The sequence below is a fragment of the Variovorax sp. P5_A3 genome (assembly GCF_056400665.1).
The window spans coordinates 625,844-638,282 of sequence record NZ_JBFUKW010000002.1 but is presented as its reverse complement, the minus strand read 5'-3'; the positions used below and the strand labels follow the sequence as shown (position 1 = coordinate 638,282).

The 12,439-nt window shown below is 64.4% G+C and carries 10 protein-coding genes; 5 read left to right on the top strand and 5 right to left on the bottom strand.

Annotated elements, in window-relative coordinates:
* The first annotated feature begins 6 nt into the window (after nt 1-6).
* The 3 genes from AC1D3B_RS05120 (at nt 7) to AC1D3B_RS05110 (ending at nt 2,889) form a co-directional block, all read left to right on the top strand.
* Nucleotides 7-762 (top strand): hypothetical protein, encoded by a 756-nt coding sequence (locus AC1D3B_RS05120; protein WP_478189573.1) that lies wholly within the window; start codon nt 7-9, stop codon nt 760-762.
* A gap of 229 nt (nt 763-991) precedes the next feature.
* Nucleotides 992-1,825, top strand: coding sequence for a glycosyltransferase family 2 protein (locus AC1D3B_RS05115; RefSeq protein WP_478189572.1), 834 nt, complete (start codon nt 992-994; stop codon nt 1,823-1,825).
* 2 nt (nt 1,826-1,827) lie between these two features.
* A complete protein-coding gene (locus AC1D3B_RS05110; RefSeq protein ID WP_478189571.1) occupies nt 1,828-2,889 on the top strand; it encodes a glycosyltransferase in 1,062 nt (353 codons plus the stop codon).
* 23 nt (nt 2,890-2,912) lie between these two features.
* On the opposite strand, the gene AC1D3B_RS05105 is transcribed toward AC1D3B_RS05110, so the two are convergent.
* The gene (locus AC1D3B_RS05105) at nt 2,913-3,635 is read right to left on the bottom strand and encodes a hypothetical protein (protein WP_478189570.1); all 723 of its coding nucleotides are present in this window, start codon (nt 3,633-3,635) and stop codon (nt 2,913-2,915) included.
* 72 nt (nt 3,636-3,707) lie between these two features.
* Here AC1D3B_RS05105 and AC1D3B_RS05100 point away from each other — a divergent pair, with 72 nt between their 5' ends.
* Complete coding sequence (locus AC1D3B_RS05100) at nt 3,708-5,066, top strand: class II 3-deoxy-7-phosphoheptulonate synthase (protein WP_478189569.1); 1,359 nt, start codon at nt 3,708-3,710, stop codon at nt 5,064-5,066.
* A gap of 1 nt (nt 5,067) precedes the next feature.
* Here the strand turns inward: AC1D3B_RS05100 and AC1D3B_RS05095 are convergent, their stop codons facing one another.
* The gene (locus AC1D3B_RS05095) at nt 5,068-8,661 is read right to left on the bottom strand and encodes an indolepyruvate ferredoxin oxidoreductase family protein (protein WP_478189568.1); all 3,594 of its coding nucleotides are present in this window, start codon (nt 8,659-8,661) and stop codon (nt 5,068-5,070) included.
* 91 nt (nt 8,662-8,752) lie between these two features.
* Between AC1D3B_RS05095 and AC1D3B_RS05090 the strand changes: the two genes are divergently transcribed.
* Entirely contained in the window at nt 8,753-9,256 is a 504-nt protein-coding gene (locus AC1D3B_RS05090; RefSeq protein ID WP_478189634.1) for an Lrp/AsnC family transcriptional regulator, read from the top strand.
* Here AC1D3B_RS05090 and AC1D3B_RS05085 read toward each other — a convergent pair.
* Genes AC1D3B_RS05085 through AC1D3B_RS05075 form a run of 3 tightly spaced genes read right to left on the bottom strand, consistent with a single transcriptional unit; the run spans nt 9,253 to nt 12,385 of the window.
* Nucleotides 9,253-10,575 (bottom strand): four-carbon acid sugar kinase family protein, encoded by a 1,323-nt coding sequence (locus AC1D3B_RS05085; RefSeq protein ID WP_478189567.1) that lies wholly within the window; start codon nt 10,573-10,575, stop codon nt 9,253-9,255. The two genes, AC1D3B_RS05090 and AC1D3B_RS05085, sit on opposite strands and share 4 nt — an antisense overlap.
* Nucleotides 10,572-11,834, bottom strand: coding sequence for a ribulose-bisphosphate carboxylase large subunit family protein (locus AC1D3B_RS05080; protein WP_478189566.1), 1,263 nt, complete (start codon nt 11,832-11,834; stop codon nt 10,572-10,574). Before AC1D3B_RS05080 ends, AC1D3B_RS05085 begins: the two co-directional genes overlap by 4 nt.
* Complete coding sequence (locus AC1D3B_RS05075) at nt 11,831-12,385, bottom strand: VOC family protein (RefSeq protein WP_478189565.1); 555 nt, start codon at nt 12,383-12,385, stop codon at nt 11,831-11,833. Before AC1D3B_RS05075 ends, AC1D3B_RS05080 begins: the two co-directional genes overlap by 4 nt.
* Nucleotides 12,386-12,439 lie beyond the last annotated feature (54 nt).

Below are 12,439 nucleotides of genomic sequence, written 5' to 3'. Positions count from 1 at the left end.
TGCTGAGTGTTGCCGCTTGCCTCACGGCGTGCGCGACCGCAGGGGCGCGAGGACTGGAGGCAAATCACGTACGACGACGGCCGTCGTCTGGTCATCGATATCGACCAAGCAAATGCCAGTGCATTGAGCAGCGCTCATCACCTTTACGACGCATGGGGCCGGGAATCCAACTTCACGACCTTCTACGATGACGGGGGCCGCCGTGAGGTTGACCTCGATGAAACGGGCGGCAACAGCTGGAGCAGCTGGCACAACCTCTTCGATCCACAGGGACGGCTCGCTTCCTCCAACGAGTTCTACGACGACGGCAGGCGCTTCGAAATTCAGTTTGACACATCGGGCGGCAACTCCTGGAGCAGTCTCCACACGATGTACGACGCCAGCGGGAGGCCAGACTACGCGACCCGCTTCTTCGACGACGGCAACCGCATGGACTTGAACTACGACGGCAATGGCCCCGGCATCACCACGTTGAAGTGCTACCGAGCGGACGGTTCAGTTTGCGCCGATGGGATCCTGGCTCCGAACGGCACGCTCACGGGGGTCGGGTTCTGGAACCCCGAGTTCGGCGCGGGCTTGAACATCACCAACTTCGGCGGCATGGCCGGGGTACTTGGCCCGGCCCCGGCTTGGCAGGGCTGGACGCCGCCAGGGGGGTCAGGGATGTTCCTTACCAATCCGTCTTCTCCGCCTCCGCCGGATACCAACAACATTTGCGGGATCATCGAGACCCCATGGGGAACGTTCGTCGACTGCAATTGAGACGATCACGCGACTAGGGAGGGGCGGCCGCAGCACCGACTCCCTCCTGCCCCTTACCCGCGCCTGCGCAACGTCACGCCTCCACCGTTCGTGAGAGGACGAGCTGTCGAATCCAACACCGCGTCGTATGAGACAGCACGCGAATTGCACACCCAAAAGTTTCGGACTCTTCCTATTGATGCAATGTAGCGCATCGAGAATTCTCACCCCCTGTTAAACAGAGGGAAACATGAGCACAATTTCAGTAGGCATCGTTCTGTACAAGAACCACGAAAATGAGATCCACAACTGCCTATCATCAATCCGCGATCAAGCAGAGGGGCAGGTGCTGGAAGTTCTTCTGCGCGACCAAGGCGGCGGCGACTGTCGTCAATTCATTGACTCCTGGGTTTCAAAAAATCCAGACTCTCTTCGTATAATTTATTCCGAAGGCAAGAATATCGGATTTGGAGGCGGGCACAACCTGTTGTTCAATTCATCCGATCCTTCGAGCGTCGGCTATTTATGCCTGAATCCCGACGGCGCAATGCATCCAGACTGCCTGCAGGAATTGATACTGATGGCAAACAAGAATAAATGGCGAGGCATCTTCGAAGCCATTCAGGAGCCAATAATGCATCCAAAGCGTTTTAATCCACAAACAGGTTCTACCGCATGGTGCTCAGGCGCGTGTCTCCTCATACCCTCACTCATTTACAAAGAGCTTGGCGGATTCAATGAAGATTACTTTCTGTACTGCGAAGATGTCGATTTTTCGTGGCGCGCCAGATCTGCAGGCTACGAATGCTTCACTTGTGGGCCTGCGTATTTCCATCACTACGCCATGGATCGCGCAGAACGGGCATCTGAAATCTGGCGATCAGCATGCATTTTGGCTCACAAGTGGCGCTCAACAAAATTCAAAAGCTACGCGCTAGAAAATTTTTCGGCGTTGATGGATGTCTGCCCCAACGAGTTGCAAACAGAAATTGAGAGATACGATCAGTACTCGGTAAATGATGTATATCGAGCAGCCCCAAATTTCAGATTCAATCTAGTCTTCGCTGAGCCGATGTGGGGTTAAATATGAGCAATGTTATTTCCGTCGTTGTCCGGACGATGCCTGGACGAGAGAAATTTCTGGATAAATGCCTGTTCGTCCTGAGCGGACAAACATATTCGCACATCGAGATCGTCGTGGTCGCGCAGTTGCTCGAATCATCCGTCGATATAGGTCCTTTGAAGAAAGTTGTTTCTCGTTGGACGAATCGATTCACAGGCACTCAATTCCTGACTCATGTATCCGCCAGCGACGCGCGGTCCCGGAGCCTGAATTTGGGAAAACATGCCGCGAACGGTCGCTATAACGCTTTTCTTGACGACGATGACAAGATCTATCCCCATCACTATTCTAAATTAATTGAATCGCTTCAGAAATCCAACTATGCATGGTCTTACTCAGATACCATTCGAGCCCTATACAACGAACATGGTCAGCTCATTGATCGGTCGTCCCCTTTCAAGCGAGATGCATACTCGTTTCTCGATCATCTTCGCGGGAACTTCATTCCAATCCATTCATTTGTGATTGATATGGAGCGTGTGACCGATGTGGGCGACGTTGATGAGACGATGGACAAAAACGAGGACTACGAATTTCTTCTACGACTCGCCTTCAAGCACGAGCCGATTTATGTTCCTGGATTCGGCGCAGAGTACTGCATCAGAAGCGATGGAACCAACACGGTTTGTGACGGGACCCAGAATACGCAGAGCGCTCGACAGAAGTTTCGCCTGTGGGTCGCTGCCAACCACGCGCTAAACGCGCGGAAACTTGACAATTTCGGCTGGTGGGTTAGTGAAGTGGAAAAAATTGCGGAAAAAACTACGACTCCACATGTTACGCAAACGCCTGCCGTTTTCCCTAAGATACTGCAAGACTATTACAGCTCAACATCCTGGCGCGTAACTCGCCCACTCAGAAATGCAGTGCGTCGACTACGCGGGCATCCTTACGAGCCGAGGCAAATTTCGATACCTGAAGACGATGAAATCGCGTATCACCGAATAATTGAAATACTACGATCGACATCATGGGAGATCACTGCGCCGCTTAGACTCGCAAAGCGAATAGTTGCGGGTCGTTAGCAGCGGAAGCATCCAGATCATCCTCACTCCCCCAACGACACCGCAAGCTCCCTCAACACCGCCTGCGGCGCATCCTCAATGATGTCCCCATGCGAAACAATAATCCGCTTCAAATCCGGAATCCCAGCCCACCCCTGAAGCTGCTCCCCCAAGGCCTTCTTGCTATCGACGATCGCGAGCGCCACGGCCTTCGGGACCTGCGCCTTGTCGCCCGCCAATCCCATCATCCGCAGCACCCATCCGCCAAACCCTGACGAATGCCGGATGTTCCCGACCAGGTCGTTGAGAACCAGCGTCGTCCCGCCCGGTCGCCGCACCAGCAATGCCGCTTCCTCTTCGCCCGTGCCGGGCACCACGACCATCCGCACGTCGGGGTCGCCGAAGTCCGGCGCTGTCGAATCGACCTCCACCACCTTCTCCGTTCTCGCGCGCGAGCCCGGTGGCGTGACGACCTTCAGCGCCGGATAGCGGTGCTTCCATGCGCTCGCGTCCAGTCGGTGGTGGTCGCTGGGCACGACCAGGAACGCGGGCCGACCCTGGCGCTCGATCGCCTCCATCTCCTCCTCTTCGAGCGAGATGGCGCTCCAGATCAAGAGATCGCCGCTGACCAGGCGAATAATGGTCATGCGACGCGGAAGGTTCAGCAGCGGCATGGGGATTTCGCCTTCCACGACATGGATGTCGTGGTCGATCTCCCTGAGCGGCCCGTGCGGCAGGACCTTCCACTCGTGATTGGGTTTCGGCATGTGTCGTGCTCCTTGCAGCCTGTTCATGCGCGAGACGCTCTCGTCTGGTCGGCCGAAACAGGAGTCCCCATGATGTCGCATCTGCAAGACTGGCGTCCATCCTCTTGGCGCGATCGCGTCGCGCTTCAGATGCCGTCCTACAGCGACGCGCAGGCGCTGCGCGAAACGGAGCGGCGTCTCTCCGGCCTGCCCTCGCTCATCTTCCCGGGCGAAATCTCGCAGTTGCGCCAGCGCCTCGCGGCCGTGTCCCGGGGCGAGGCCTTCCTGCTGCAGGGCGGTGATTGCGCCGAGAGCTTCGACGAGTTCGGCCAGGCGCCGGTGGAATCCACTTTCCGCGTGATCCTTCAGATGGCGGTCGTGCTGACCTACGCCGCCGCCTGCCCGGTGGTGAAGGTGGGGCGCATCGCGGGCCAGTTTGCCAAGCCGCGCTCTTCCGATGTGGAAACCCAGGACGCGTTGACGCTGCCCTCCTACCGTGGCGACATCATCAATGGCGGGGCGTTCACGCCGGAAGCGCGGCAGCCCGATCCGGCTCGCCTGCTCACGGCCTATTCGCATTCCGCGACCACGCTCAACCTCCTGCGCGCCCTCGCCCAGGGTGGCTTTGCCGACCTGCACGAGGTGCATAGGTGGACCGCGGACTTCGTCCGTTCCAGTCCGCAGGGCGAGCGCTTCGAGGAGCTCGCGGACCGGATCACGGAGTCACTCGCGTTCATGGAGGCTTGCGGCTTCGACGCCACCCGCGCACCGCAACTGCACGCGGTGGAGTTCTACACCTCGCACGAAGCCTTGCACCTGCACTACGAGGAGGCACTGACCCGATTCGACGATCGGACCGGCGACTGGTACGGCGGCTCGGCCCACCTGCTCTGGCTGGGCGAACGGACCCGCCAGATCGACGGTGCCCATGTCGAGTACCTGCGCGGCATCGGCAACGCGATCGGCGTCAAGCTGGGGCCATCGGCAAGCCCGGATGACGCGTTGCGCCTCGCCGACGTGCTCGACCCGAAGCGCGAGCCCGGCCGGCTGGTGCTGATCGCGCGGATGGGTAGCGACAAGGTCGCGGATCGCCTGCCACCCCTGTTGCGCGCGATGCGCAGCGCCGGTCGAACGCCGGTGTGGTGCTGCGACCCGATGCACGGCAACACCGTGACTTCATCCAACGGCTACAAGACGCGCGACTTCGAACGCATCCTCCAGGAACTGCGAGGCTTCTTCGACGCGCACGCGCAGGAAGGCACCTACCCCGGCGGCCTGCATTTCGAGATGACGGGCCAGGACGTCACCGAATGCCGCGGAGGCGCGCAGGCGCTGACGGACGAGGGGCTCGCGGCGCGCTATCGCAGCGCCTGCGACCCGCGGCTGAACGGGTCGCAGAGCCTGGAACTGGCGTTCCTGATCGCGGACGTGCTCAAGGCGGCGCGCAGGTAGGTCAATTCGTCGCGACGACCGCGATCCCGCGGATTTGCCCGGCCTTCGCTTCCGTCGCCGGTCTCGGATAGCGACCGGGCGAGAAGCGATGCATCAGCTCCGCCTCGCGGCCGCGTGCCAGTGCGAGATTGGCCAGCTTCACGTGGCCATAGCCGCGGATGGTCAAGGGCACGGCGGCGATCTGCGCCGCGAGCCTCTGGTTGTCCGGTGATAGCTCGGCCATCAATTCGTCCAGCCGCGCGTCCAACTGGTCGATCAGCGAGCGCTCGAGGCGCCGTTCGGCGGTGTGGCCGAACAGGTCGAGCGCCGTGCCGCGCAGACGCTTGCCGTGGGCGAGCCACTTCATGGCCGGCAGCATCCACGCGCCAAGACGGATCTTGGCCGGCGGCTGGCCGTTCTTCGGCCGCGACAGGAAGGGCGGAGCCATGTGGAATTCGAGCTTGACGTCGCCTTCGAACTGATCCGCCAGCTTCTCGCGGAAACTGCCGTCGCTGTAGAGCCTCGCAACCTCGTACTCGTCCTTGTAGCTCATGAGCTTGAGCAGGCTGCGCGCCGCATTGCGCGTCACAGGCAGGCTCGGATCGCCACCGGCCAGAGCCGCTTCGCGCTGCTGCATGCCGCGCACGCGCACTTCGAATCGCTGCGCCCACGCGGCGTTCTGGTAGCCGATGAGATGCTTGCGTCCACGGGCAATGAGCGCCTCCAGCGATTCGTCCTGCACCGCGGGCGTGGTCGCACTCCGCAATCCTTCGATCGCCTGGGGCGCACCCGCGGCAAGCCGGCCGAGCGAGAAGGCCGTCAGGTTCGCCGCGACCGCGACGCCATTGAGTTCGATTGCGCGCGTTACCGCCTCCAGGCTCAGCGGAACCAGCCCGCGCTGCCATGCATAGCCGGTTGCGAGGATGTTCGATGCCAGCGTGTCGCCGAGAAATTCCTCCGCCATCGTCTGCGCATCGAAGGTCTCGACCTGGTCCCGGCCCGCCACGAATCGCATCTTCTCGAGCAACAGTTCGACCTTCAGGTCGACATCCGGATTGCGCAACGATTCGGCGACCGGGATCTCGTGCGTGTTCGCGAGGATGCGGGTGCGACCATGCCGCACGGTCTGCAACGCATCGGGCGAAGCGCCCACGACGATGTCGCAGGCCAGGATTGCATCGGCCTGCTGGGTGTCGATGCGGACCTGGTTCAGGCGTGCGGGCGTATCGGCCAGGCGCACGAAGCTCAGCACCGCCCCGCCCTTCTGCGCGAAGCCCATGAAGTCCAGCACGCTGGCCGCCTTGCCTTCGAGGTGCGCCGCCATCGCGATCACCGCGCCGACGGTCACCACGCCCGTGCCGCCGACGCCGGTGACGAGCAGGTCGTAGGGTGCATCCCATGTGCGTGACGCCGGAAGCGGCAATGCGCCCACGTGCTGCAGGAAGGCATCGCGGCCAGCGGCCAGCGCCCCGCTCTTCTTGCGCAGCGCGCCGCCGGTCACGCCGACGAAACTCGGGCAGAAGCCCTTCGCGCACGAATAGTCCTTGTTGCAGCTCGTCTGGTCGATCTTGCGCTTGCGGCCCAGGTCGGTCTCATGCGGAAGGACGGCCACGCAGTTGCTCTGCACGCTGCAATCGCCGCAGCCCTCGCAGACCGCCTCGTTGATGAACAGCCGCTTGGCCGGATCGACCAGCTCGCCCTTCTTTCGACGACGGCGCTTCTCGGCGGCGCAGGTCTGTTCGTAGATCAGCACCGTGACGCCCGGGATCTCGCGCAGGCGGCGCTGCACCGCATCGAGCTCGCTGCGGTCGTGGAACTCGGTGCCGGCCGGGAACTTGCCCTTGATCTGTGCGTAGTTCTCGATCGCGTCGCTGACGACGACGACCTGCTTTACGCCTTCGGACTCCACCTGTCGCGCGATGGCATCGACGCTGATGATGCCGTCGACCGGCTGCCCGCCGGTCATCGCGACCGCGTCGTTGAAGAGGATCTTGTAGGTCAGCGTCGCGTTGGCCGCGACTGCTTGCCGGATCGCGAGGTAGCCCGAGTGGTAGTAGGTGCCGTCGCCCAGGTTCTGGAACACGTGCGGCGTGCGCGTGAACATCGAATGCGATACCCAGTCGACGCCCTCCCCGCCCATCTGGATCAGCCCCGCCGTGCTGCGGTCCATCCAGTTGGCCATGAAGTGGCAGCCGATGCCGGCGCGCGCGGTCGAGCCCTCCGGCACCTTGGTGCTGGTGTTGTGCGGGCAGCCCGCGCAGAAGTACGGCAGGCGCTTGACGGAGTCGCTGTCGTTGCTCATCAGTTCCGGCAGCGTGAAGTCACGCACATGCTGGAAGTGGTCGCCGAGATCGCCGTTGTCCGGGAAGTGCACTGACAGCCAGTGCGCGACCAGCTCGATCAGGCGCGAAGGACGCAGTTCGCCGAGCGCGGACACCAGCGCCCGGCCGTCGCGGTCGTGCTTGCCGACCAGCGCGGGCCGCGCACCGGCGGGCGCGTTGTAGAACAGGTCGCGCAGCTGGCTTTCCACGATGCCTCCCTTTTCCTCGACGATCAGGATCTCGTCCAGCCCCTGCGCGAAGGCCCGGATGCGCGTCTGCTCGATCGGAAAACTCAGCCCTACCTTGTAGAGCCTGACGCCGACGCGCGCGAGGCTCTCGGGCGTCACTTCGAGGCGCCGGAGCACTTCCATCAGGTCGTAGTGCGCCTTGCCGCAGGTCACGATGCCGACCTTGGCATGCGGGCTCTCGATCACATGGCGGTCGATGCTGTTGACGCGCGCAAAGGCGGCGACCGCTTCCAGCTTGTCGGCGAGGCGCGATTCGATGCGCAGCGAAGGCAGGTCGGGCCAGCGATAGTGAAGGCCGTCGGCCGGTGCGCGATGGCCCGTGGCTGCGCGTACCGTGTCGGGATCGGCCCAGGTGGCAACGCGTGCGTTGATCTGGTCGAGGTCCACCGTACCGGCGCTTTCGACCACCTCGGACAGTGCCGCCATGCCGACCCACGCGCCGGAGAAGCGGGACAACTCGTAGCCATACAGGCCGAATTCCAGGTACTCGGCCACGCTGGCCGGTTGCATGACCGGCATGCTCCAGGCAACGAAGGCATGGTCGCTCTGGTGCGGCATCGACGAGGAGACGCAGCCATGGTCGTCGCCCGCTACCACCAGCACGCCGCCGTGCGGCGACGATCCGTAGGCGTTGCCGTGCTTGAGCGCGTCGCCAGCGCGGTCCACGCCCGGGCCCTTGCCGTACCACATCGCGAACACGCCTTCGACTGTGCGCTCGGGGTCCGATTCCACGCGTTGCGTGCCCAGGACCTGCGTCGCCCCGAGTTCTTCGTTGATGGCGGGCACGAAGCGGATGCCCGCATCCTTGAAGCGCGCACCGGCTTTCCAGATCGCCTGGTCGACCATGCCCAGCGGCGAGCCGCGGTAGCCGCTGACGAAGCCCTGGGTGTCGAGGCCGCGGGCTGCGTCGCGCTGGCGTTGCATCAGCAGCACGCGCACGAGGGCCTGCGTGCCGGTCATAAAGATGGCGCCCGAACGAGCCCAGAGGCTGTCGGACAGCTGGTACGCGGGGCGCTGGATGGGAGCGGAGATCGTGGTCGTTTTCATCCGGGGATTGTTCTTCGCCTTTGGGAGGAATATCCTCTTCAATACCCCCGAAACGACCCTATTTGCGAGAATTCTGTTCTCCAAAACAGCCATGAGCTCCGATTCCATTCCTCTCGATAACTACTCCCTGCAGATCCTCCTCGAATTGCAGCGCGACGCGCGGCAGACGGTGCAGCAGATCGCCGACAAGGTCGGCCTGTCGTCCACGCCCTGCTGGCGCCGCATCAAGGAGATGGAGGCCGCGGGGGTGATCCGCGGCTACACGGTCGTCGTCGATCGCGAGAAAGTCGGCCTCGACATCGCGGCGGTCACGGAAGTGAATCTGGACCGGCACAACGAATCCAAGGTGCGCGACTTCGAGAAGGCGGTGGAAGCGAGCCCGGAAATCGTGCGCTGCGTGTCGGCGACCGGCCCGGCCGACTACATCCTTACGGTGCTCGTGCCGGACATCAAGCACTACGAGAAATTCCTGCACACCACCTTGTTCGAGCAGGCCGGCGTCACGCACGTGCGCTCGGCGATCGTGCTGCGGGAGGTGAAGACCGAAGGGAGCCTGCCGGTCGATTTCGGGCCGGCACGGCGTTCGCGCACCTAGGCAGGTTGCGGCGTCTTCGCCGTCGCGACGCCGTGCACGAGCCGTTCGAAGAGGTCGTCGCCGCCCATCTGCCCGCCCTTCAGCAGGATCTCCAAGCCGTCGAGCGAAGGGACGTCGCTTCGCAGCCTGCATAGCGGGGCTCCGGGCGCGACTGTGCCCGCATAGGACAGTCCCCAGGCGTCGAGCGCGCGCACGGCGTGACTGGAGGTGTCGCCGCCCGCGATGCCGACGCGCGAGACCGGTGCGTCTCGCAGCACCGCCGCCAGGAGCAGGCCGCCGCAGCGCGCGAGGTCGCGTGCCGACACTGCCGCCTGGCCGCCGCCTGCGGGGACGGTGCAGGCGAGCACATGACGGCCAGCGCGCAGATGGACGGCAAGCTCATCCGCGGCGCGGGCCAGGTAGTTGCCATCGGCTTCGACGAGGCGAGCCGCATCGAGCCGGACGACCTCGAAGGAACGCGCCGCTGCGACCTGGCTTGCCGTGACCGGCGAGAGACTGCCCGCCAGCACCAGCACCGGCCCCCGCGACGCCGTGATCGGATCGGCCTCGCGATGCGGCGCGTCACACATCGCGGCCGCGATCGCCTGCGTCACGCTGCTTGGTCCGACCGCGAGGAGCGGCGCATTCAGGGCGTGTCCCCACAGTTGCCGTCCCAGGAGCGCAAGGTCGGACGCCTCGGCCACGTCCCAAAGCACCGTGCTGGCTCCTGCGGTCCGCAATGCGTCGAACCTGGCCGCCAGCGCGGCTTCGCCCTGGGCATACAAGGTCCACGGCACCAACCCGATGTCGTCGAGGCCCTGGCGCCCCAGATGGAGCCGCAGGTCCGCCTCGTGCATCGGCGTCACGGGATGGCGGCTCATGGTGGGATGCCGATCGATCCGGAACACTTCCCCGGCGGCTCCAGCGGCGGCGAAGAGGTTGCCGAACAGGCAATGACGCCCGAGGTTGGGCTGCCCGCCGACGATGGCGGTCCATTCGCTCGGCATGGCTCTCCGCAGCAAGCGCACCGCCTCGCCGATGCTGCCGATTTCGGGCGCGCTGTCGAAGGTCGAACAGGTCTTGTAGTGCAGCACCCGCGGCGCGATCTGCCGGGCCAGCGCGGCTACCGGTTCGAGTTCGGCACGCATCTCGCCGGGCGACAGCGAACGCGCGGCACCGGCGATACCCAGGCAATCGAGCGGTCCGACTGACGCGAGTCGCCCGGCATCCGGCGTCGAGAGCAACAGCATGCTGCGCAGCCCGGCGCGCGCCGCGGTCGCCAGCGTGTCGGTGGCGCCGGTGAAATCGTCGCCGTAGTAGAGCAGCGCGGGAGCGTTCATCGGCCGAAGAAGCGCAGCGCTGCGGCGAGTTCAGGCGCGTCGCGGGCAGCGTCTTCGAGGGACTGCCCCGCACGCGCAGCCGCCCACGCCTGCCGGATGCTCGCAACGCCCGCGGCCGGGCCGCCCGGATGGGCCAGGATGCCGCCGCCGGCCATGAAGAGCAGGTCATCGCACCCCACGGCGCCCCAGGTCGCGGGCACGGTGCCGGCCCACTGCCCCGACGAGAACGCCGGCATGACCGCATCGTCGGCGCCTTCGGCCAGCGGCGCGAAACAGTCTTGCGCGGATTCGATGACCTCCTCGTCCGACTGCGCGAACTTGCCCTGCAGTCCGTGCACATGCATGTGGTCCACGCCCGCCAGCCGCCAAAGCACCTGATAGGCCTGGAAGCCGATGCCGAGCATCGGGTCGCGCGACATGGCGCCGAAGCCGTTGCGGTGGCCGTGGATCGCGAGTCGCGTATGTCGACGCAGGCTTTGCACGGCCGAGAAGCCGCACCAGTTGAGGCTGGCCATCACGCAGTCGCCGCCCTCGCGCTCGACCAGATCGGCATGGCGCCTCATGGCGTCGGTCTCGTCGGAGATGTTGAAGGCCACCATCACCCGCTTGCCGGTGCGCTCGCGGTGCGCCCGCACGGCCGCCATCACCGCCGGCACGCGCTCGGCCAGCGGCGCATGCGACGGGTCGGCGCAGACCTCGTCGTCCTTGATGAAGTCGATGCCGGCCGCGCACAGGCGAGCGACGAGTTCCGCAGTCTCGCGTGCCGACAGGCCCACGTTCGGCTTGATGATCGTGCCGATCAGCGCGCCCTCGGCCACGCCGGTGAGACGCCGCGTCCCGCCAATGCCGACGCGCGGCCGCTCGAAACGTGCCCGGTAGGCCGCGGGCATCTCGATGCGTTCGAGCCGCATGCCGGTGACTTCGCCGAGATCGTAGAGATTGCCGGCCACGGTCGCGGCCAGCGTCGGCAAGTTGGCGCCCACGTTGTCGACGGGATAGGCGATGCGCACACGCGCCCGGCGCCACGGTCCTTCACGGCCACGTCGCGCCAGGAATGCGTTAGGCAGGCTCGGCCGGTCGACGGTCCCGACCGTTTCCACCGTCTCCACCACCGCGCGCGCCCGCTCCCGCAGCGCGTCGGTCTCGCCTTCCACTCGCGCGAAAGTGCCGCAAGACTGCTCGCCCGCCATGACCTCGGCCACCGCGGCCGGATCGAGCGGCGTCTCCACCAGGTAGGTGGCCCGCAGTCGCTCGCTCACAGGCGCTCCAGATCGGGAAAGGGCCGCACCGCGTCGCGCCCGTCCCAGTCGACGGCGGCGTCGCGAATCAGCTTGAAGAGCTTTCCTTTCGGACCGGCCACTTCCGACAGTTCGACGGTCGTGCCCGGATGGCAACCCGGATGCGCGGCGCGATCCTCGAAATAGACGAAGCGCCCGTTGTCGCCGACCTCACCGCTCATGCAGACCTCGAAGCCGGCGGCCTCGGCGCGCGCGAGGTCGTCATCGAAGTGCTCCGTCCAGTAGGCCACGTGCTGCGCGCCGGTGCGTCCTGCGGACAGGAAGTCGCGATACATCGACGGCACATCGTTGCGCGTCTGAAGCAGTTCGATCTGCAGTCCGCCGGCGTTGGCGAGGGCGACCGAGTTGTGCGGCTCGTAGCGCTCGCCGCGGTAACTGAAGTTGCGGATCGGAACCCGTGGGTTGTAGTACCAGGGCCCGACGCCCAGCACCTCCGACCAATAGGCCATCGCGGCCTCGATGTCGGGCACCAGGTAGGCCACCTGGCGGATCTCACCGAAGAATCTGCTCATGACTGTGTTTCCCTTGATTGCGCTTGATTCCGCTCACATGCGCTAGCGCTGCTT